The 20,607-nt window shown below is 70.5% G+C and carries 22 protein-coding genes and 1 tRNA gene; 11 read left to right on the top strand and 12 right to left on the bottom strand.

Features of this window, described 5'->3' with window-relative positions; all coding sequences use genetic code 11:
* Positions 1 to 55: 55 nt before the first annotated feature.
* From ETO60_RS03625 to ETO60_RS03615, 3 genes are read right to left on the bottom strand one after another with little or no spacing between them, the layout of a single operon-like run.
* A complete protein-coding gene (locus ETO60_RS03625) occupies positions 56 to 1,084 on the bottom strand; it encodes an ABC transporter ATP-binding protein (RefSeq protein ID WP_130002710.1) in 1,029 nt (342 codons plus the stop codon).
* Positions 1,081 to 2,697: an ABC transporter permease gene (locus ETO60_RS03620; RefSeq protein ID WP_130002709.1), complete on the bottom strand. Its 1,617-nt coding sequence runs from the start codon at positions 2,695 to 2,697 to the stop codon at positions 1,081 to 1,083. The genes ETO60_RS03625 and ETO60_RS03620 overlap by 4 nt, the downstream gene beginning before the upstream one ends.
* A complete protein-coding gene (locus ETO60_RS03615) occupies positions 2,688 to 3,722 on the bottom strand; it encodes an extracellular solute-binding protein (RefSeq protein WP_130002708.1) in 1,035 nt (344 codons plus the stop codon). The genes ETO60_RS03620 and ETO60_RS03615 overlap by 10 nt, the downstream gene beginning before the upstream one ends.
* A 162-nt stretch (positions 3,723 to 3,884) precedes the next feature.
* On the opposite strand from ETO60_RS03615, the gene ETO60_RS11195 reads away from it, so the two are divergent.
* The 10 genes from ETO60_RS11195 to ETO60_RS03565 all read left to right on the top strand — a co-directional run bounded on the left by ETO60_RS11195 (position 3,885) and on the right by ETO60_RS03565 (position 13,889).
* Positions 3,885 to 4,358 carry a Na+/H+ antiporter subunit E gene (locus tag ETO60_RS11195; protein ID WP_165362098.1) on the top strand — a complete coding sequence of 158 codons (474 nt, stop codon included), beginning with the start codon at positions 3,885 to 3,887 and terminating at the stop codon, positions 4,356 to 4,358.
* A complete protein-coding gene (locus ETO60_RS03605) occupies positions 4,355 to 4,648 on the top strand; it encodes a monovalent cation/H+ antiporter complex subunit F (protein WP_130002705.1) in 294 nt (97 codons plus the stop codon). The genes ETO60_RS11195 and ETO60_RS03605 overlap by 4 nt, the downstream gene beginning before the upstream one ends.
* Positions 4,645 to 4,929: a monovalent cation/H(+) antiporter subunit G gene (locus ETO60_RS03600; protein ID WP_130002704.1), complete on the top strand. Its 285-nt coding sequence runs from the start codon at positions 4,645 to 4,647 to the stop codon at positions 4,927 to 4,929. The genes ETO60_RS03605 and ETO60_RS03600 overlap by 4 nt, the downstream gene beginning before the upstream one ends.
* Positions 4,929 to 5,846, top strand: coding sequence for an MnhB domain-containing protein (locus ETO60_RS03595; protein WP_130002702.1), 918 nt, complete (start codon positions 4,929 to 4,931; stop codon positions 5,844 to 5,846). The genes ETO60_RS03600 and ETO60_RS03595 overlap by 1 nt, the downstream gene beginning before the upstream one ends.
* Entirely contained in the window at positions 5,843 to 6,187 is a 345-nt protein-coding gene (locus tag ETO60_RS03590) for an NADH-quinone oxidoreductase subunit K (protein WP_130002700.1), read from the top strand. Before ETO60_RS03595 ends, ETO60_RS03590 begins: the two co-directional genes overlap by 4 nt.
* Positions 6,180 to 7,643 (top strand): complex I subunit 5 family protein, encoded by a 1,464-nt coding sequence (locus ETO60_RS03585; RefSeq protein ID WP_199798820.1) that lies wholly within the window; start codon positions 6,180 to 6,182, stop codon positions 7,641 to 7,643. The genes ETO60_RS03590 and ETO60_RS03585 overlap by 8 nt, the downstream gene beginning before the upstream one ends.
* Entirely contained in the window at positions 7,640 to 9,106 is a 1,467-nt protein-coding gene (locus tag ETO60_RS03580) for a proton-conducting transporter transmembrane domain-containing protein (protein WP_130002698.1), read from the top strand. Before ETO60_RS03585 ends, ETO60_RS03580 begins: the two co-directional genes overlap by 4 nt.
* The gene (locus ETO60_RS03575; protein ID WP_130002697.1) at positions 9,103 to 10,779 is read left to right on the top strand and encodes a complex I subunit 5 family protein; all 1,677 of its coding nucleotides are present in this window, start codon (positions 9,103 to 9,105) and stop codon (positions 10,777 to 10,779) included. Before ETO60_RS03580 ends, ETO60_RS03575 begins: the two co-directional genes overlap by 4 nt.
* Positions 10,780 to 10,859: 80 nt before the next feature.
* The gene (gene mutS, locus ETO60_RS03570) at positions 10,860 to 13,469 is read left to right on the top strand and encodes a DNA mismatch repair protein MutS (RefSeq protein WP_234026300.1); all 2,610 of its coding nucleotides are present in this window, start codon (positions 10,860 to 10,862) and stop codon (positions 13,467 to 13,469) included.
* A 24-nt stretch (positions 13,470 to 13,493) separates the two neighbouring features.
* On the top strand, positions 13,494 to 13,889 hold the full coding sequence (locus ETO60_RS03565) for a YidH family protein (RefSeq protein WP_234026299.1): 396 nt from the start codon (positions 13,494 to 13,496) through the stop codon (positions 13,887 to 13,889).
* Here ETO60_RS03565 and ETO60_RS03560 read toward each other — a convergent pair.
* From ETO60_RS03560 to gluQRS, 5 genes are read right to left on the bottom strand one after another with little or no spacing between them, the layout of a single operon-like run.
* Positions 13,876 to 14,265 (bottom strand): hypothetical protein, encoded by a 390-nt coding sequence (locus ETO60_RS03560; protein ID WP_130003089.1) that lies wholly within the window; start codon positions 14,263 to 14,265, stop codon positions 13,876 to 13,878. The two genes, ETO60_RS03565 and ETO60_RS03560, sit on opposite strands and share 14 nt — an antisense overlap.
* Before the next feature lie 57 nt (positions 14,266 to 14,322).
* Positions 14,323 to 15,198, bottom strand: coding sequence for a 3-hydroxyacyl-CoA dehydrogenase family protein (locus tag ETO60_RS03555; protein WP_130002694.1), 876 nt, complete (start codon positions 15,196 to 15,198; stop codon positions 14,323 to 14,325).
* A 49-nt stretch (positions 15,199 to 15,247) separates the two neighbouring features.
* On the bottom strand, positions 15,248 to 15,823 hold the full coding sequence (locus ETO60_RS03550) for a cob(I)yrinic acid a,c-diamide adenosyltransferase (protein WP_130002693.1): 576 nt from the start codon (positions 15,821 to 15,823) through the stop codon (positions 15,248 to 15,250).
* Positions 15,824 to 15,843: 20 nt separating this feature from the next.
* The gene (locus ETO60_RS03545; RefSeq protein ID WP_130002691.1) at positions 15,844 to 16,074 is read right to left on the bottom strand and encodes an HIG1 domain-containing protein; all 231 of its coding nucleotides are present in this window, start codon (positions 16,072 to 16,074) and stop codon (positions 15,844 to 15,846) included.
* A gap of 9 nt (positions 16,075 to 16,083) precedes the next feature.
* A complete protein-coding gene (gene gluQRS, locus ETO60_RS03540; protein ID WP_130002690.1) occupies positions 16,084 to 16,923 on the bottom strand; it encodes a tRNA glutamyl-Q(34) synthetase GluQRS in 840 nt (279 codons plus the stop codon).
* A 119-nt stretch (positions 16,924 to 17,042) separates the two neighbouring features.
* On the opposite strand from gluQRS, the gene ETO60_RS03535 reads away from it, so the two are divergent.
* Entirely contained in the window at positions 17,043 to 17,651 is a 609-nt protein-coding gene (locus tag ETO60_RS03535; protein ID WP_130002688.1) for an HNH endonuclease, read from the top strand.
* A 26-nt stretch (positions 17,652 to 17,677) separates the two neighbouring features.
* Here ETO60_RS03535 and ETO60_RS03530 read toward each other — a convergent pair.
* The 4 genes from ETO60_RS03530 to ETO60_RS03515 all read right to left on the bottom strand — a co-directional run bounded on the left by ETO60_RS03530 (position 17,678) and on the right by ETO60_RS03515 (position 20,602).
* Positions 17,678 to 17,751, bottom strand: a tRNA-Gly gene (locus ETO60_RS03530).
* A gap of 60 nt (positions 17,752 to 17,811) precedes the next feature.
* Positions 17,812 to 18,360: an adenine phosphoribosyltransferase gene (locus ETO60_RS03525; RefSeq protein ID WP_234026298.1), complete on the bottom strand. Its 549-nt coding sequence runs from the start codon at positions 18,358 to 18,360 to the stop codon at positions 17,812 to 17,814.
* A gap of 31 nt (positions 18,361 to 18,391) precedes the next feature.
* The gene (locus ETO60_RS03520; RefSeq protein ID WP_130002686.1) at positions 18,392 to 19,279 is read right to left on the bottom strand and encodes a cytochrome c1; all 888 of its coding nucleotides are present in this window, start codon (positions 19,277 to 19,279) and stop codon (positions 18,392 to 18,394) included.
* Between the two features lie 30 nt (positions 19,280 to 19,309).
* Positions 19,310 to 20,602, bottom strand: a complete 1,293-nt coding sequence (locus tag ETO60_RS03515) for a cytochrome b (protein ID WP_130002684.1) — start codon at positions 20,600 to 20,602, stop codon at positions 19,310 to 19,312.
* Positions 20,603 to 20,607 lie beyond the last annotated feature (5 nt).

Raw genomic sequence — 20,607 nt, 5'->3', positions numbered from 1 at the left:
CAGGGCTTTATCGGTGCGGCGAGTGATGCGGACGCCAAGGCGCTGACCGCCCCCCTCACCCCAGCAGCGTCACCCGTTCGGGCAGCAGGGTCACGCGGATGGTGGAGCCATGGTCGGGCGGGAGTGCGCCGCACCGCATCGGCACGCGCTCGCCGCCCAGCCGCAGCGTCAATTCATGCCAGGCGCCGCCGAACCGCACATCCTCGATCTCGGCCTCGATCCCGTCGGCTGACGGCACGAGCGATTCGGGCCGCAACAGCACGGACACAGCCGGCCCCATCCCCGGCGGAGCGGGAACGCAGCCGGCCGCACACCGGACCATGCCGCCGGACGCCGTGCCGGCAAGCACGGTGGCGCGGCCGAGCAGCCTCGCCGCCTCGTGAGTGGCGGGGTGAAAGTAGCAGTCCTCCGGGCTGCCGTCCTGCACGATCCGGCCGCCGGTCATCAGCAGCAGGCGGTCGGCGAGCAGCATCGCCTCCTCGGGATCGTGGCTGACCACCAGAACGCCGGCATCCGTGCCCCGCAGCGCCGCCAGCACGCTTTCGCGCACCTCCGCGCGCAATCCGCCGTCGAGGCCCGAAAAAGGCTCGTCGAGGAGCAGGACAGCCGGCTCCGGGGCAAGCGCCCTGGCGATGGCGACCCGCTGCTGCTCGCCGCCTGAAAGCTGGTGCGGCCAGGCGCTGGCCCGGTGCGACACGCGCAACTCGTCCAGCAGGCGCATGGCGCGCTCGCGGCGTGCGGCCGCCGGCAGATGCGCGAGGCCGAACGCCACGTTGTCCAGCGCCGTGAGGTGGGGGAACAGCGCGAGATCCTGAAAGACGAGGCCAACGCGGCGGCGCTCCGGGGCGGCGAAGGCGCCGGCTCCGTCGACCAGCGCCGCACCCGCCCGCACCTCCCCGTCATCGGCCCGCTCCAGTCCGGCCATGACGCGCAGCAGCGTGCTTTTGCCGCAGCCGGACGGGCCGAGCAGGCAGGTGACCTGGCCGGGCGCCAGAGTGAAGCTCACCCGGTCGACGACGGCGCGGCCCCCATAGCGCTTCGACACGGCGCTGACCTCGAGAGCCGGAGTCCGCATGGCTCTCATGGCCGCCGCTCCGCCGCGTCTCCGGACGCCGTCACCTGACGGCTGAGCCAGACGGTCGGCCCCAGCGCCGCCAGCACGATCAGCAGCGAGGGCCAGCCGGCCTGCCCCAGCCTTTCGTCGAGCGCGTAGTTGCTGGCCATGACCGCCAGCGTGTCGAACCCGAACGGCCTGAGGATCAGTGTCGCGGGCAGTTCCTTGAGGACGTCGACGAACACCAGCAGCAGCGCCGTGACCAGACCAGCCCTGGCAAGCGGCACCTGAACCGTCAGGGCTGCGCCCACCTCCGTCCGCCCGAGGCTGCGCGCGGCTTCGGCAACGCCCGGAGTCACCCGGCTCAGCGCGGCGCCGATCGGCTCGGCCGCCGCCGCCATGAGCCGCGCGGCATAGGCGTACAGCAGGAGGACAATGCCGATCCAGAAGCTCCCGGCCGCAGGAGCAAGCGTCCACACCACGCCCGCCGGCAGCAGCAAACCGATCGCCAGCGCCGCTCCCGGCGTCGCATAACCGAGCCCGGCCATCCGCATCGCGCCCGGCGCGCGCGCTGCTCCCAACGCAAGCGCCAGCGCCAGCACCGTCGTCACCGCGGCCCCGGCACCCGCGACCAGCACGCTGTTCCAGGCGGCATCCACCAGCCGTTGAACATCCGGGCGCTGCGCCAGGGCACGGCTGAACAGCCAGGCAACAGGCAGCACCAGGGCGGCCGTCAGCAGCAATCCGCACGCCAGAGCGGCAGCGACGGCTTTCGCGCCCTTCAGCTGCCGAGGCAGGAGCGGCCGCGCGGCAACCTTCGCGCCGTCGAAAGCCGCGCCGCGCCGCCAATGCCGTTCAGCAAGCAGCAGGACCGCCGCCGCCGCCACCAGAAGCAGCGCGAGCTGGGCGGCTCCAGCCACCGAGCCGAACACCGCCCACGACCGCACCACCCCGGTGGTGAGGGTCTGCACCGCCATGAACTGCACCGCGCCATAGTCTGCCAGCGTCTCCATGATCGCCAGCGCAAGTCCCGCCGCGAGCGCCGGCCGCGCGAGCGGCAGCACAGCCCGGCGAAACGCGGCAAGCGGCGTGCATCCCAGCATCCGCGCCGCCTCGAAGGCGGCGGCCGACTGGCTGGCGAAGGCGGCGCGCATGGCGAGATACACGTAGGGATAGAAGGCGCAGGTCAGCACGAAGGCGGCGCCGCCAAGGCTGCGCATCGGCACGGCAAGGTCGATGCCTGCGCTCTCGCGCACGGCCATGCGCACCGCTCCGGCAGGGTCGAACAGATCCGTGTACGCATAGGCCATGGCGAAGGCGGGCATGGCGAAGGGCAGCGCAAGCGCCCAGGTGAACACGCGCCTGCCGGGAAAGCGGTAAAACGCCAGCAGCCAGGCAGAGGCGGTGCCGACGATGCCCGTCCCCAAGGCCACCAGCAAGGCCAGGGCCGCGGAGGTGCCGGCATAGCGCGCCAGATCACGGGCGGGAATGTCGGCGCCCGGACCGGACACGGCCGTGACGACCACCCCGGCCAGCGGCACGAGAACCGCACCTCCGGCAAGGGCGGCCGCGACCACGAGGGCGGAAGGCCGCCGGCCCGCGCGGGAAAAACCCGCCGGGCGGGCAGGAAGGGTCAGCGCCAACCCGCCTCGCTCATCAGCGCCTGCGCCCGGGGCTGGCGCGCGGCAAAGGCGGCCACCGGCATCGGATTGGCGGTGAAGGACGCGTACCTGTCGACCGGAGCCGGCGCGCTCACGTCCGGACTGGCCGGAAACTCGTTGTTGTGGCGGGCGATGTGCTGCTGCGCCTCGGGCGAGGCGAAGAACTCCAGCAGCCGGACGGCGTTCGCCTTGTTGGGGGCGTTGGCGAGGACGCCACCGCCGGAAATGTTGACGTGCGTGCCCTGTCCGTTGAGGCTCGGGAAGGCGAGGCGCAGCCGTGAGGCGATCGCGCGATCGTTGGCGTCCTCGCCGTTCTCCATGCGGATGAAGTAGTAGCTGTTGGTGATGGCGACATCGCACACCCCGGCTGCGACCGCGCGGATCTGGTCGCGGTCCCCTCCCTCGGGCGGACGCGCCATGTTGGCGACGATCCCACGCGCCCAGTCCAGCGCGCGCGGCTCGCCCCAGGCTTCGATCAGGGCGCCCATCAGCGACAGGTTGTAGATGTTGTCGGAGGAACGCACGCACAGTCGGCCGCGGAAGCGCGGACCGGCAAGCTCCTCGTAGGTGTCGACCTCGTCGGCGCGGACCCGGTCGGGATTGTACGCCACGATGCGGGCCCGGCGGGCGAACGGATACCAGTTGCCGGCCGGCTCGCGCAGGTTCGCCGGCAATCGGTCGAGCTGGGCCGACGTCGCCGGCTGGAACAGCCCCGCCTGCTGCGCCCGCCACAAGGTGCCGGCATCGGCGGTGATGAAGACGTCGGCGGGGCTGCGCGCCCCCTCGCTTTGCAGCCGGGCGATCAGCTGATCGGCGTTGCCGTCGAGCACGTTGACGCGGATCCCGGTGAGCTGGGTGAAGCGGTCATACAGCGCCTGATCGCTGTCGTAATGACGGGCGGTGTACAGGTTCACCTCACCCGCGCCATCCGCCGGCGCTCCGGTGGTTTCAGGACCGCTGCACGCAGCGGCGAACAGGGCAAGAACGGACGCGAGCAACAGACGCATGGGCAGGACTCCTTGCCGCTCGCCCTACCGCTATTGAGAGCCATTCGCAACCGGCTTCACAGGGATGGACGGAGCTTTTCCAGCCGCCGACGAACACCCTGCCGGTCACCACGCCGGACGAGAGCGACGGAACCCGGCCCCGCACCGCACCGTTGTGCCGGGGTGCCGGCCTCTCCCCTCATCCTCGCCAAGCGGTTCGCCCTCTTCGCCGCACTGTGGCTGGTGCTCACCGCCGGCGCGCTCGACGGACTGCCCTTCGGAGCGGCGGCGGCGGCGGCGGCCACGTGGACGAGCCACCGGCTGCTGCCGGCGGACCGGGACCGCCTACGCCTGCATCGCCTGCCCGCGATCCTTCCGCGGTTCCTCTGGGGTTCGCTGAGCGGCGGGCTGGACGTTGCTGCCCGGGCGCTGCGGCCGCGGATGCCGATCCGGCCAGGATGGGTGCGCTACCGGTCGGCGCTGCCCGCCGGGTTGCCGCTGGTGGCGCTCGGGGGCGAACTGAGCCTGATGCCCGGAACGCTTGCGGCGGGCACGCGGGAGGGCGACCTCCTGCTCCATTGCCTTGATGTCGGTGCCGATGTGGTGTCCAGTGTTGCCGTGGAGGAGCAACGCATCCGCGGACTCGTGGCGCCGTGACCGACCTGCTCTACGTCGCCGCGCTGGTGATCCTCGCCAATGTGGCGGTGAGTGCGTGGCGCGTCCTGCACGGACCGGCCCGCGCCGACCGCATCATGGGCGCGCAGCTGATCGGCACCAGCGGCGTCGCCCTGCTGGTGCTCCTCTACCTCATCCACGGCAGCTCCGGCGTGCTTGACCTTGCGCTGCTGCTCGCGCTGCTGGCGGCGTTCGCGGCTGTCGGCTACGTGAAGAGCCGCAGCGCCGACGGGGCGGGCGATCCGGAAGTCGCCGGGGGGGAAGACCCGTGATCGCCGACGCAGTCACGGTCCTGCTGATCGGTGCCGGGCTGTTCTTCTTCGTCGCCGGCACGGTGGGCTTTGTCCGCTTTCCCGACGTCCACTCGCGCCTGCACGCGCTCACCAAGGCGGACAATCTCGGCCTCGGGCTGGTCGTGCTGGGTGCGGCGCTGCAGGCCCCGGACGCGGCCACGGTGCTGAAGCTGGTGCTGGTCTGGCTGCTCACGCTGGCGGCGGCGGCGACGGTGGCGCAGTTGCTCGCGCGCTCGGCGCTGGAGGACGGCGCACCCTGATGATCGCGTCCGCGGCATTCGACATCCTCCTGTGCCTGCTGATCGTCACCGTGGCGGTCGGCTCGGTGGCCGCGCGCGATCTCTTCGGAGCAGTGGCGCTGTACATCGTCTACGGCCTGCTGCTGGCGATCGGCTGGGTGCGGCTGGGCGCGGTGGATGTCGGGCTTGCCGAGGGCGCCATCGGCGCCGGCCTGACGGGCGTGCTGCTGCTTGGCGCGGCGGCGCGCCTGAAGGCCGCGCCCGACCCGCCGCGACTGCGGATTGTCCCGCTGCTGCTGTGTCTGGCGGTCAGCCTCGGCTTGGGAGCAGCGGTGCTGTCGCTCAGCGTGCCGCAGCCCGGCCTCGTCCCGCTGGTGCAGGAGAACCTCGCCGCCAGCGGGGTCGGCAATCCGGTCACCGCCGTGCTGCTCAACTTCCGCGGTTGGGACACGCTGGTCGAGTCCGTGGTCCTCGTCGTGGCGCTGGTGGGTGTGTGGGCTTTGGCGCCCGACGATCTGTGGGATGGCCGGCCCGGCGCCGCCCAGCGGGTTAAGCGCGACGCGGTGCTCAACACGTTCGGCCGCCTGCTGCCGCCGGTCGGGCTGATGGTCGGCATCTACATCGTCTGGATCGGCGCCTATGCGCCGGGAGGCGCCTTTCAGGCCGGCACCGTGCTGGCGGCGGTGTGGCTGCTCGCGATCATGGCCGGCGTGGCAGAACCGCCGCCGGTGCGCCGGCCGCTGTGGCGCGCGCTGCTCGTGCTCGGGCCGGCGGTGTTCCTGCTGGCGGGGCTGCACGGGACGCTGTGGGGGGCGTTCATGAGCTTCGCTCCGGCGAAGGCCAAGACCATGATCATGGCCATCGAATTCACCCTCACCCTGTCGATCGCCGTCACACTGGCAATGCTGGTCCTTGGCCGGCCGCGGCGACCCGCATGACGGCAACGCTCGTCTACGGACTTGCCGGCAGCGTGCTGGTGGGCGTGGGGCTGTACGGCTTCGCGGTGCGCCGCCACCTGCTGCGCCAGATCCTTGCCTTCAACATCATCGGCAGCGGGCTGTTCCTGCTGTTCGGCGCCCTTGCCCGCCGCACGCCTGACGGAACGAGCGACCCCGTGCCGCAGGCCATGATCATCACCGGGATCGTCGTGGCGTTCGCGGCGACGGCGCTGGCGGAGGCGCTCGCCGAACGGTACCAGGAGCTGACCGGACGCACGGCGCTGGAGGAGGACAGCAAACCGGCACCGCCCGACGAGCAGGAAAGCGAACTGCGTGGCTGAGCCGGGCCTGCTGGTGGCGCTGCCCTTGGCCGCGTGCCTTGCCGCGGTGTTCCTCGGGCGGCGCGGTGCGCTGCTCGTGTGGGTGACCGGCCCGCTGATGCTCGTGCTCACATGGCAGCTTGCGCGGGCGATCCCGGTGGTCGAGCCGCTGGGCGGGTGGGCGCCGCCGCTCGGCATCGCGCTGCGCGCCGACGGCTTCGCCGCCGCCTTCCTGGTGATGACGGCGCTGGTGGCGGCAGTGGTCGGCGCCTACGCCGCAACCTATTTCGCAGCCGATCCCCGCCCCCGGCGGGCGGCGGCCTTCTGGCCGCTGTTCTACGCCGTGTGGACGGCGGTGAACCTGATCCTGCTGGGACGCGACCTGTTCAACCTGTATGTCGGGCTCGAACTGCTGACGCTGGCTGGTGTCGCGATGGTGGCGCTGGACGGGCGGGCCGCAACGCTTGCCGCGGCCTTGCGCTACCTGCTGTTCGCGCTGTTCGGCTCCGTCACGTTTCTCATCGGCGCCGCGCTGCTCTATGGCCGTTACGCGACACTCGACATGGAACTGCTGGCGGTGGCGCTGGCGCCGGACACCGCGACCGTGGCGGCGGCGGCGCTGATCAGCGTCGGGCTGCTGGCCAAGGCCGCGATCTTCCCCTTCCACGCCTGGCTGCCACCGGCCCATGCCGGCGCTCCTGCACCGGCCAGCGCGCTGCTGTCCGCCCTGGTGGTCAAGGCCAGCGTCCTCATCCTGTTCCGCCTCTGGTTCGACGTGCTGCCGCCGCTGGCCGGCGCCCTGCTGAACGCGCTGATGGGGGGGCTGGGCGCGATGGCCGTCCTCTACGGATCGGTGCAGGCGATCCGGCAGGACCGGCTGAAACCGATCGTCGCCTACTCCACGGTGGCGCAGCTTGGCTATCTGCTGCTCGCCTTTCCGCTCGCCGGCGCGGCGCTGGGGGCGCAGCCCTGGTCGGCGGGAGCGTGGACGGGCGCGGTGTTCCATGCGCTGTCGCACGGGCTGGCCAAGGCGGCCATGTTCCTTGCGGCCGGAACCATCATGCTTGCCGCCGGGACCGACCGGCTCGACCGGCTCGGCGGCGTGGCCAAGGCGGTGCCGGTGGCCAGCTTCGCCTTCGTCATCGCCGCGGTGTCGCTGATGGGTCTGCCGCCGAGCGGCGGCTTCCTCGCCAAGTATCTCCTTCTCACCTATGCCTTCGCGGCGCAGCAGGCGGGCTGGGCCGCGGTGATGGTCGTGGGCGGGCTGCTGGCGGCGGTGTATCTGGCCCGGCCGGTCAATGCCCTGATGCGCGCCGCGCCGGCGGAGGGCGCGCGCTTCGCCCGTGTGCCGGCGGTGCTTCAGCTCGCGCCTCTCCTCCTCGCGCTGGCCGCCATGCTGCTCGGCATCCTGTCGTTCGAGCCGTATCGCCTGATCCAGGTCAACAACCCCGCGGCGGCGCATGAGGGGCTGCAATGAACGCGTGGCTGCCTGTCTTGACGCTCCTGACCAGCCTCGTGCCGGCGCTGGTCATCTTCCGCATCCCCGAGGACCGCCGGACCCCAAGGGCCGTAGTCAACCTCGCCGGGGCCGGGGCAAAGCTCGCGCTGGTCGCTCTCATGCTCGCCGGCGTGGCGCGCGGGGAGGTGTACGAAACCCGGCTCGTGCTCATGCCCGAGCTGTATCTGCTGTTGCGGGTGGATGCGCTGTGCCTGCTGTTCCTCACCCTGTCGGCGTTCCTGTGGCTGCTGACGACGGTCTACGCGATGGGGTATTTCGGCCATGCCCCGAACCAGTCCCGCTTCTTCGGCTTCTTCAGCCTGTGCGTGGCGGCCACCACCGGCGTGGCGCTGTCGGGGACGCTGATCACGTTTTTCATCTTCTATGAGTTCCTCACCCTTTCGACCTGGCCGCTGGTCACCCACAAGGGCGACGAGAAATCAATCAGCGCCGGGCGGACCTACCTGGCCTACACGCTGGGGGGCAGCGCGCTGCTGCTCGTGGGCATGGTATGGCTCGAGGGGCTGACCGGGCCGATCGAGTTCGCCGTGCGTGACCAGTTGCTGGAGGTGGAGCCCGCCACCCTGACGGCCATCTTCGCGCTGCTGGTGGCCGGTCTGGGGGTCAAGGCCGCGCTTGTCCCGCTGCATGGCTGGCTCCCTGCCGCCATGGTTGCGCCTGCGCCGGTGTCGGCGCTGCTGCACGCCGTGGCGGTGGTGAAGGCTGGCGCGTTCGGCATCATCCGCGTCGTCTACGACGTCTATGGCTTCGATCTGGTGCAGGCTCTGGGCGTGGGCCTGCCGCTGATGGCGGTGGCGAGCGTCACGATCCTGTACGGGTCGATGCGGGCGCTGTTCCAGATCGACCTCAAGAAGCGGCTCGCCTACTCCACCGTCAGCCAGGTCAGCTACATCGTGCTGGGCGCCGCGCTCGCCGGTCCGGCCGCGACCGTGGGAGGGCTGGTGCACCTCGTCCATCAAGGGGTGATGAAGATCACCATGTTCTTCTGCGCCGGCGCTCTGGCCGAACGCATGGGCATCACGCGGGTGGATCAGCTCGACGGGGCGGGACGGGCGATGCCGCTGACCATGGGGGCGTTCTCCGTCGCGGCGCTGGGGATGATCGGCGTCCCGCCGCTCGCCGGGTTCGTCAGCAAGTGGCAGCTCGGGCTCGGCGCGCTCCAAGCCGGCGAGACGTGGGTCATCTTCGTCCTCGCCGGCAGCAGCGTGCTGAACGCCGCCTACTTCCTGCCGCTCGTCTACCGGGCCTGGTTCCTCCCCCCCGCGGCCGAAGCGGAGCCGGGCCGCGAGGCGGTCGCCATGCTCGTCTGGCCGGCGGTCGTCACCGCCGCGGCCGTGCTGCTGATGGGCCTGTTCGCCGGCTTCGCGCTTAGCCCGCTGAGCTGGGCCGAACTGATCGTCGCGCGGGTGTACGGCGGATGAGCTGGCACCGCTTCCTGCTCGACGCGGCCGTCGGGGTGCCGCTGCTGCTCACCGCGCTGGCGCTGCTGCCGACCCGGCGCGGCCTGATGATCCGGCTGCTCCCGTTCGCCGCCCTGCCGGGACTGGCTGCGGCCCTGCTGGTCCCGTCCGGCACGGCCCAGCCGCTGCCGCAGACGCTTCTGGGGGCGGGACTGGTGATGGAGGCACAGGGGCGTGTGTTCCTCGGCATCGCGGCGCTGCTCTGGACGCTCGCCGGGATCACGGCGCGCGCAAGCGTCACCGGCGAACGGCGCGATCGGTTCGCAGGATTCTGGCTGGCGACGCTGACGGGCAACATGCTGCTGGTGCTCGCGGCGGATGTCGTCAGCTTCTACCTTGCCTTCGCCATCCTGTCGCTGTCGGCCTTCGGACTGGTGGTGCATGATGGCACCGCGGAGGCGCGGCGCGCGGGGCGAATCTACCTGCTGCTGGCGATCGTCGGAGAGACCGCGCTGCTGTTGGGGCTGCTGGTGGCGGCCAGCGGCGTCGGTTCGGTGTTCATCGCCGACATCCGCTCGGCCCTGCCCGCGCTCCCCCGGCGTGACCTCGCCCTGGCGCTGATGATCGCCGGGTTCGGACTCAAGGCCGGCCTCGTGCCGCTGCACGTCTGGTTGCCGCTTGCCCATCCGGCAGCTCCGGTGCCCGCATCGGCGGTGCTCTCGGGCGCGATCGTCAAGGCCGGGATCTTTGGTCTGATGCAGTTCCTGCCTCTTGGCACGGCGTTGCCGGACTGGAGCGGCGCGCTCGTGACCCTCGGCCTGACGACGGCCTATTACGGGGTGGCGGCGGGACTGTTCCAGCGGCGCGCCAAGGCGGTGCTGGCGTATTCCACCGTCAGCCAGATGGGTCTGATCGTCACCGTGCTGGGTGCCGGTCTCGCTTCTCCCGGTCCCGGCCTCGCACTGTCGGCCGCCGGCTTCTACGCCGCGCATCACGGTCTGGCAAAAGGCGCGCTGTTCCTGTCGGTCGGTGTGCTGCACGCCGCGGGCGGAGCCAGCCGGCGGCCGCTGCTGCTCCTGACGGGGTTGACCGCGCTCGCCATCGCCGGCCTGCCGTTCACCGGCGGCGCGCTGGCGAAGCTCGCCGTCAAGGGGCCGCTCGGCACCGGCGCCGCCGCGCTGCTGGTCACGCTGTCGGCCGTCGGCACCACGCTGCTGATGCTGCGGTTCCTGATGCTGGTCCGCCGCGACACTCCCGCGCCGCACCTGCGCCCCCGGCCAGCCGTTCTGCTGCCCTTCGCGGGCGCGGCGCTGGCGGCGCTGACCTTGCCGTGGCTGCTGTTTCCGGCGGCCAGCGGCCAGGCGCTCGCCTATGCCTTCAGCCCCGCGACCCTCTGGGGGGCTGCGTGGCCGCTGCTGCTTGGCGCGGCGATCCTCGCCGGAGCGGTTCGCTGGGGCCGTGCGGCGCCGGTGGTGCCCGAGGGCGACCTGGTTGCGCCCGCAGAGCGCCTCGTCAACGCCGCCATCGGCCGCGCGCAAGAGTGGCAGGCACCCGCGCCGCAGCTTCCGCTGCAAGGCGCCTTGGCCCGGGTCGGCGCGGCCGCCGGACGCGTGGAGGCCGCCGCTGCACGGTGGCCGGTGATCGCCCCCGTCCTCCTCGCAGCGGTGGTCGTGCTCGCTCTCGCCACGGTGTGATTTCGAAGACTCCACCGACGACCGTTGAATGACAGGCCACCGGTTGCCGGAGCCCCGCAGGGACGGCTAGGCACACGCCGATGGCAGCGGCAACCCCGATGATGGCGCAGTATCTGGCCCTCCGCCGCGAGGCGGGCGAGTGCCTGCTGTTCTACCGCATGGGCGATTTCTACGAGCTGTTCTTCGACGACGCCCGCCAGGCAGCGGCGGTGCTGGGAATCGCGCTGACCGCACGGGGCGAGCATCAGGGACAGCCGGTGCCGATGTGCGGCGTACCCGTGCATGCCGCCGAGGGGTATCTGGCCCGCCTGATCCAGGCGGGATTCCGCGTCGCCGTGGCCGAGCAGACCGAAACGCCTGATGAGGCGCGGCAGCGCGGCGGCTCCAAGGCGCTCGTGGCCCGCGCCATCGTGCGGGTCGTGACGGCGGGCACCGTCACCGAGGAGGCGCTCCTGGACCCTGACCAGTCCAACCCGCTGGTCGCGCTTGCGGAAGCCGGGGGCGAGGTCGGCATCGCCTGCTGCGAGGTGTCGACCGGCTCGGTGTGGCTGGAAAGCTGCGCGGCCGATGCCTTGGCCGAGCGCCTTGCCCGCCTCCGCCCGCGCGAGCTGGTGCAGGCCGACACCGTCGAGGCGCCCGCCGCTCCCGCCGGCGTGCAGCACGCCCGGCACACCGCCGCCGCCTTCACCGCGGCCCAGGGCGAGGCCGCCCTGCAAAGGCTGTTCCCCGAAACCGCCGCCGCGACCGCGTCGGCGTTTACCCCGCCGATGCTGGCGGCTTTCGGCGGCCTCGTCGCTTATCTGGAGCATGTCGGGCGCGGCGCGCTGCCGTGCCTTGGCTGGCCGCAGCGGCGCGCAGGCGCAGGCGAACTCCTGCTCGATCCGGCGACGCGGGCCAGTCTCGAGATCCTCGTGGCGCAGGACGGGTCGCGCAGCGGCAGCCTTCACCACGGCGTGAACCGCTGCCGCACGAGTGCCGGCGCGCGGCTGCTGGCCGAGGATCTGTCCGCCCCGCTGACCGACGCGGACGTCATCGAGGCGCGTCTGGCTGCGGTCCGCTTCCTCCACGACCGCTCGCTGCTGCGGTCCGATCTGCGCAACCGGCTGAAGGGCGTGCCGGACCTCGCGCGGGCCGCCGCCCGGCTGGTGGCTGAACGCGGCTCGCCGCGCGATCTCGGGACGGTCAGTGCCGCATTGACCGCCGCGGCGGCGATTGCCGGCCTGCTCGGGGCGGAAGAGGGTCTCCCGCCGCTGCTGGCGCGCTGCGCCGAGGCGCTGCGCAGCGAAGCCGGCCTGTCGGAGACGCTGAGCCGCGCGCTCGCGCCGGCGCAGGCCGGCGACCGCGACGGGTCAGGCTGGGTCGCGCCCGGCTGGTCGCCGGAACTCGATGCCGCGCGCGCGCTCGCCAGCGATGCCCGTCAGGCGCTCGCCGCGCTCGAAGCAGAATACCGCGAGACGACCGGCCTTGCCTCGCTGAAGATCAAGCACAACGCCGTGCTCGGCTATTTCGTCGAGGTGCCCGCGCGTCATGGCGCCGCCCTGCTGAACGAGAACAGCGGGTTCACGCACCGGCAGACACTGGCCGGAACCATGCGTTTCAACGCCCCTGCGCTTCACGCCGCCGCCACGCGCATCATCAGCGCCGCCGACGAGGCGCAGGCGCTGGAGGACGCGGTGTTCGCCGCCCTTGTCGGCGAGGTCGCCGCCCGCGCCGAAGCGCTGCGGCGCGTGGCAGAGGCGCTGGCCCGGGTCGATGTCACGGCGGGCCTGGCGGAACGCGCCGCGGAAGACGCGTGGTGCCGTCCCGAGATCGTCGAGGGCTGCTGCTTCCGCGTCGAGGGCGGTCGGCACCCGGTGGTCGAGCGCGCCCTTGCCGCACAGGGCCAGCGGTTCATCGCCAACGACTGCAGCCTGTCGGCCGACGACCGGATGTGGCTCATCGGGGGGCCGAACATGGGCGGCAAATCGACCTTCCTGCGGCAGAACGCGCTCATTCTCCTGCTGGCGCAGGCCGGCAGCTTCGTGCCGGCCCGGTCGGCGCGCATCGGCATCGCCGACCGCATCTTCAGCCGGGTGGGCGCTTCGGACAACCTTGCCGCAGGCCGGTCGACCTTCATGGTCGAGATGGCCGAAACCGCCGCCATCCTGACCCAGGCTACGGACAGGAGCTTCGTCATCCTCGACGAAGTCGGGCGCGGCACCTCCACCTATGACGGGCTGGCGATCGCCTGGGCGGTTGCCGAGGCCGTCCATGACCGGCTGCGCTGCCGCTGCCTGTTTGCCACGCACTACCACGAGCTCGCGCGGCTCGCGGAGCGGTGCGAGGCGCTGACGCTGCATCATGTCAAGGCGCGCGAGTGGCAGGGCGACCTGATCCTGCTGCACGAACTGGCGAACGGCGCCGCCGACCGGTCGTTCGGGCTGGCGGTGGCGAAACTGGCGGGGATCCCGCCGGCGGTGATCGCCCGCGCGGCTGACGTGCTCGACCGGCTCGAACAGGGGCGCGCCGATACGGGCGGGCTTGCCGCGGGCCTTGGCGAACTGCCCCTGTTCGCCAGCGCTGCCCGCCAGCGCGACACCGCCGTCGACGCCGTCCGCGCGACGCTCGATGCGCTCGATCCGGACCGGCTGAGCCCGCGCGAGGCACTCGACCTCCTCTACGGCATCAAGCAGCAGCTGCGCGGAACCTGAACGCCGACGCGCCATTGGTCCTGCGTGGCGAACAGCGAGGAAGCCAACGAAATGGCCACGGCGCGGACCGAGCTGGCGGAGGATCGCACGGTTCAGGCGACCGAGCGGACCTATGCCGGCTGGCTGCGCACCGCCTTCGCCGCGATCGGCATCGGGCTTGCCTTCCGCGCCGTGTTCGGCGACTTCGAACCGCCCTGGCTGGCGCGCGCGATTGCGACGCTGTTCGTCCTGCTCGGGGCGGCGGTGGCGATCATGGCGGAGCGGCGCGCGTGCCGCTCACTCGACCGGCTCTCGACCCACAATGTCGCCGCACCCCGCCTCCCGAACCTGAGGTGGATGAGCTGGTCGGTCGTCGGCGGAAGCCTGCTGCTGATCGCGGGGTTCTGGTTTCTGAACGACGGCGGGTTCAGCGACGGTTGAGGCTCGTGTCCGGCACGCTGTCGCCATCGCCGGTCAGATGCGGGTCGACCTTGTTCTCGGCGCCGAACTTGTCTTCGTTGTCGTCGTGGTTGGGCTCCCCGGCATAGGCGCCCATGTCGATCCGTCCGGAGGCCTCCATGTCGCGCATGTGATCGACGAGATCCTGCGCCGACGGTTCGATCACATCGATGCCGCCGGACACCTTAATACTGTCGAGCGGAGAGCCGTCCGCATCCTCATCGCCGAGCGCGGCGTCGGCAATGCTGTGCGCCTGAGCCGATTCGTCCTCCTGCTCGTCGTTGAACAGTTCGGGGGCAAGATCCGGCTGCCGTTCGCCGTCATCTCCCCGGGGGGCACGGGTGCTCTCGTCGCTCATCATCGCCACGTCTCCTCGCCTGCACAACACCCGGTGCGGCGCGCCCGTTCCCGCGTGTCAGCGCGCGGGGACGGGTTCGGGTCCGCCGTAGTCGTAGAAGCCGCGGCCGCTCTTGCGCCCCAGCCAGCCCGCCTCGACATAACGCTGCAGCAGCGGTGCGGGCCGGTACTTGCCGTCGCCGGTGGACGCATGCAGCACACGGATGATTTCGAGGCAGGTGTCGAGGCCGATGAGATCGGCAAGCTGCAACGGGCCGAGCGGATGGTTGAGGCCGAGCCGCGCGCCGCGGTCGATGTCCTGTGCGCTGGCCGTGCCTTCGGCCAGCAGGAACACGGCCTCGTTGATCATCGGCAGCAGCATGCGGTTGACGACGAACCCCGGCTCGTCGCGGCTGAGCACCACCTCCTTGCCCAGCCGCTGCGCGAAGGCACGCGCGACCTCCACCGTTTCCGGGGCCGTCGCGAGTCCGGGAATGACCTCCACCAATCGCATCAGCGGAACAGGATTGAAGAAATGGATGCCGACGAACTGGCGCGGGTCGCGGGCGGCACTTGCCAGCCGGGTGATGGGGATGGACGAGGTGTTCGTGGCCAGCACGGCCTCGTCACGCAGCACCGGCGCCAGCGAGGCGAAGATCCCGCGCTTGATTTCCTCCCGCTCCGTCGCGGCCTCGATCACCAGGTCGGCATGCGCCAGCGCGCCGGTGTCTCCCGCCGCCTCCACCCGCTTCAGCGCGGCCTCGGCAGTGCCGGGATCGAGCTTGCCGCGTTCCCCGAGGCGGCGCAGCGTCCGCGCCAGCGCCTCGCGGCCCTCGTTCGCACGCGTCCGATCCACATCCACCAGCGTCACCGCGCAGCCGGCGAGCGTGACCGCCTGGGCGATCCCCTGCCCCATCTGCCCTGCTCCGACGATGCCGACGGTTTCGATCGTCATGCGCTCCCTTTCCGTGATGTTGCCGCGGCGGGTAGCCGTGTGCGTGGCCTCAGCGACCCGCGCCGGGCACCCACTTCACATCCGCTTCACCCTGTCCGTTCGCCACCCGAGCGGCGGTGAACAGCCAGTCCGACAGGCGGTTGAGGTAGCTCAGCGCGTGAGGGTTGATCCGCTCGTGCAGAGCCGCGGCGACAGCCACCCGCTCGGCCCGGCGTGTCGCGGCGCGGGCGACATGCAGCCGCGCCGCCAGTTCCGTCCCGCCGGGCAGCACGAAGGAGGCGAGCGGCGCAAGGCCGGCGTTGCACCGGTCGATGCCCTGCTCCAGCCACGCGGTCTGCGCCGCCACCATGCGCAAGGCGCCGCCGTCCGCCGCGAAATCCTTCTCGTCCGAAGCCGGCGTCGCCAGATCCGCGCCGAGATCGAACAGGTCGTTCTGGATCCGGAACAGGGCAGAGGCGATGTCGCCATCGGCGACGACCGCCGCGTGACCAATGGCGCTGTTCGCCTCGTCGACCGCGCCGATTGCCTCGATCCGCGCGCTGCTCTTGGCGATGCGCGAGCCGTCGACCAGCCCGGTCGTGCCGTCATCGCCCGTGCGCGTGTAGATCCGGTTGAGCTTGACCATGCGATTGTGCGCGAAGGATCCTATCGCGTGACGGCAAGGAGGATGGCCACGACCACCACCGCCAGCGCCTGATACTTGATCCGGTTGAACATCATCCGGTTCTGCAGCAGCTGCATGTCGGTCGCGTTCTCCCCCCGGCCGGTTTCCAGATCGATCTTGGTGCTCTTCAGGAAGGCCACGATGCCGCGGATCAGCGACACCACCACCATGACGAGCAGCACCACCAGCACCGCAGTGAGGACATAGGTCATGCCCGCAATCTAGGGGTGGTCCAGCGTTATTCCAGCGGGAAATTGACCCCGGCGCAGCCGCGCCGCCAATGTTCTCCCGTCCTCTCCGCTCCGGCGCCGCGCCGCCAGCGCCGGCGAGCCGCGCCTTTTGGCCAGCTTGGCACCGGTGTCGTCCACGAGCAGCGGATGATGGTGCCAGCGCGGAACCGGCAGATCCAGCAGGCTCTGGAGCAGGCGATGTAGATGGGTCGCGGCGAACAGGTCGCGCCCGCGCGTGACCAGCGTCACGCCATCGGCCGCGTCGTCGACCACCACGGCGAGATGGTAGCTGGCCGGCGCTTCCTTGCGCACCAGCACAACGTCGCCGAGCAGATGCGGACTGGCCTCCTGAAGCCCGGCATGGGCGTCGGTCCAGTGCAGCGGCCCGGTCCGCGCCAGCGCCTTGGCGACATCGATCCGCCAGGCCACATCCGCGCCCTCGGCAGGCGCCGGGCGGCGATTCCGGCAGGTGCCGGGGTAAACCAGCCCCATCGGTCCCGGCACGGCGCCGGCCCGCTCCACATCCACGCGGGTGCAGGTGCACGGGTAGAGCAGGCCCAACTCCTTCAGGGTGGCGGCCGCAGCCGCGTAGCTGGCCAGCCGGCACGACTGGGCCGGCACCTCTGTCCACGCAAGGCCAAGCCATGCAAGGTCGGTCCGGAACGCGTCGGCAAGCTCCGGGCGCGACCGGGGACCGTCGATGTCCTCGATCCGCAGCAGGAAACGCCCCCCTTGCGCCGCGGCCAGATCATGCGCGACGATCGCGGAATAGGCGTGGCCGAGATGCAGCGGCCCGTTGGGACTGGGCGCGAAACGGGTCACGACGCTCACGGCTTGCCACTCCTCACCACGCGGCGGGCAGCGGGACTGTGGAGGAGGCCGCCGTCACGGGGTTGACGCTAAAGGGTGCAAATGCTTCGTTCATCGCACGCGCAGGAGAACAGGCACGCATGTTCCACGCCGATCTCATCGAACGGACCGCCCGCTTCCGGTCCAGTGCCGAAGATCCGCTGCGCTCGCCGTCCGCCTGTCCGACCCTGGTGCTCAACGCGGATTTCACGCCCCTGTCCTACTACCCTCTCAGCGTGTGGCCGTGGCAGACCGCGATCAAGGCCGTGTTCCTCGATCGCGTGTCGATCATCGCGTCCTACGAGCGCGCGGTCCACTCCCCTTCGCTCGACATGAAGATCCCGAGTGTCATTGCGCTGAAGCAGTTCGTGAAGCCGTCGGCCTTCCCGCCGTTCACGCGCTTCAACGTGTTCCTGCGCGACCGGTTCGCCTGCCAGTATTGCGGCCGCACCGAGCCGCTCACCTTTGACCACGTCGTGCCCCGCCGGCTGGGTGGCCGGACCACATGGGAGAACATCGTCACCGCCTGCGCTCCGTGCAACATGAAGAAGGGTGGTCGGACGCCTGCACAGGCCCGGATGATGCTGCACCTCGCCCCGGTCCGGCCCACAAGCTGGCAGCTGCAGCAGCACGGCCGGTGCTACCCGCCCAACTACCTGCACGAGACATGGCGCGACTGGCTCTACTGGGATGTCGAGCTGGAGGAATGACGCACCCCTGCGCGGCGCGGAAAAGATGGAGCGGGTAGCGGGAATCGAACCCGCATAACTAGCTTGGAAGGCTAGGGCTTTACCACTAAGCTATACCCGCGCGGATCGCCAGATGCCACCGGAGCAGCCTGTCCGTCAAGCGGCATCGGGTCGCCGCGGCTCAGACGTCCAGCAGCCGCCGCACCGGAACGCGCAGCGTGTCCGCTCCGCCAAGCGCCGCGATTGCCACGACGAAGCCGGCCATGACGGCGTGCGCTCCCGCTTCCTCGATCAGTCCGACCGCGACGCGGGCCGTGCCGCCGGTGGCGAGCACGTCGTCGATGACCGCCACGCGCGCCGACGGCGGCAGCAGTCCCGGATCCAGCTCCAGCCGGTCCGCCCCGTACTCCAGCGCATAGGCGCGCGACAGCGGGCGGCCCGGAAGCTTGCCCGGCTTGCGCAGGGCCACGAAGCCGCAGCCGGCGTCACGCGCCACCGCGGCCCCGATGATGAAGCCGCGCGCCTCGATCCCGGCGACATGGGTCGCGCCGCTTTCCCGCACCCGTCCGGCCAAGATCGTGGAACACCAGCGCAAGGCGTCGGCGTTCGCCAGCAGCGGGCCGAGATCGCGGAAGGCAATGCCCGGCCGCGGAAAGTCCGGCACGACAGGGATCAGGGCGAGCAGGCGGTCTGCGTCGTCGCTCAGACACGCGCGCTCCTCGTCCCTCACGCCGCGTTCCGCCGCGTCGCCCCCGCTGCGCTCAGGCGTTGCCGGCCCTGCGGCGGCGCGCCTTCTCCGGCTTCACCGGTGCCCAGATCTGCTGCTTGGCGAGATAGGCGAGGACGGTGGCGAACAGCACGAAGCCGAGCGCCGCCCAGCCGGTCTGCTTGCGGTGGATGAGCGAAGGCTCCGCCGTCCACATCAGGAACGCCGCCACGTCCTGCGACATCTGCGAGATGGTGGCTTCCGTGCCGTCGTCGAACGTCACCTGGCCTTTGCTGGTGAGCGGCGGCGCCATGGCGATGTTGAGGTTGGGGAAGTACGGGTTGAAGTGCAGTCCGGGTCCGGTGGTGAACTCCGGCGCCGCCTGCTGGATGGTCTGTCCATCGACCTGGAAGGTCGCCGGATCGGCATAGCCGACGAGCAGCGAATAGACGTAGTCCGCCCCGTCGTGCCGCGCCTTGGTGATCAGCGACAGGTCGGGCGGAATGGCGTTGTTGTTCGCCGCCGCCGCCGCGACGTCATTGGGATAGGGCGAGGGGAAATTGTCGGTCGGCAGGCCGGGCCGCGTGGTTGCCTCGCCGGTTTGCGGATCGATGCCCGGCACCTGCCAGCTGGCCGCCTCGGCGCGGACCTGCCCCTCGTCATAGCCGAGCTGCGCGAGATTGCGGAAGGCGACGTAGTTCAGCGAGTGACACGCCGCGCACACTTCCTTGTAGACCTTGTAGCCGCGCTGGAGCTGGGCGAGATCCCAGCGCGCGAAGGGCCCCTCGAAGGAGAAGTTCACCTGCCGCGGGTGGAGGTGGAACTTGTATTCGGGCGGCTTGGACACCGGTTCGGTGATGGCCGAGACCACGCCGTTGCCGAGCGCGAACAGCGCCACGAACGCAAAGCCGAGACCGACAAAGATGCTTACCAGGCGGATCATCGCGTCAACTTTCCGTAATCTTTCCCGCGCTCAGGTCGCGGGAGCAGTGTTTTCGCCCAGCACCGGCTTCTTGTCGGACGACAGCACCGCTTCCGTGATGGAGTAGGGCAGCGGCTCCGGCGTTTCCATCGCCGAGATGATCGGCAGGATCACCAGGAAGTGCAGGAAGTAGTACGCGGTCGCGATCTGGCTCAGCATCACGTAGGGCTCCTCCGCAGGCGCGCCGCCGGCATAGAACAGCACTGCCATGGCCGGGATGAGGCCGAACCAGAAGAACTTGCGGAACAGCGGCCGGTAGTGCCCCGAACGCACCGGCGAGCGGTCGAGCCAGGGCAGGAAGAACCACAGCAGGATGGCCGAGAACATCGCGATGACGCCCCAGAGCTGCGCCGACAGGATGAAATCGACCGTGAAGGCGCGCAGGATGGCGTAGAACGGCCAGAAATACCATTCCGGCACGATGTGCGCCGGCGTCGAGAGCGGATTGGCCTCGATGTAGTTGTCCGGGTGCCCGAGCGCGTTGGGCAGGAAGAACACGAAGGTCAGGAACACCAGCAGGAACACGCCCAGCCCGAAGCCGTCCTTGACCGTGTAGTAGGGGTGGAACGGGACGGTGTCGGATTCGCTCTTGATCTCCACGCCGGTCGGATTGGACGAGCCGGGGATGTGCAGCGCCCAGATGTGCAGGATGACCGTGCCGGCAATGATGAACGGCAGCAGGAAGTGCAGCGAATAGAACCGGTTCAGCGCCGCGTTGTCGGGCGCGAAGCCGCCCAGCAGCCACACCTGAATCGATTCGCCGACCAGCGGGATCGCGCCGAACAGGCCGGTGATGACCTTGGCGCCCCAGAAGCTCATCTGTCCCCACGGCAGCACATAGCCCATGAAGGCGGTCGCCATCATCAGCAGGAAGATGACCACGCCCAGGATCCAGATCATCTCGCGCGGCGCCTTGTAGGAGGCGTAGAACAGGCCGCGGAAGATGTGCAGGTAGATCACGACGAAGAAGAAGGACGCGCCGTTTGCATGGGCATAGCGCATCAGCCAGCCCCAGTTCACGTCACGCATGATGTGCTCGACCGAAGCGAACGCGACCTCCGTGTTGGCGGCGTAGTGCATGGCCAGCACCACGCCCGTGACGATCTGCAGCACCAGGCAGAAGCCGGCCAGAACGCCGAAATTCCACATGTAATTGAGATTGCGCGGCACGGGGTAACCCGCTCCGACGGCGTTGTAGACGAGGCGCGGCAGGGGCAGCTTCTCGTCGATCCAGCGGGTGAGGCCGGTGCGCGGCTGGTATTCCTTGGCCCAGGGAAAGCTCATGACGT

Source organism: Qipengyuania thermophila, from assembly GCF_004153605.1.
GTDB lineage: Bacteria > Pseudomonadota > Alphaproteobacteria > Sphingomonadales > Sphingomonadaceae > Qipengyuania_B > Qipengyuania_B thermophila.
Note: the sequence above shows the minus strand (reverse complement) of the source record. Positions and strands in the feature narration are given on the sequence as shown.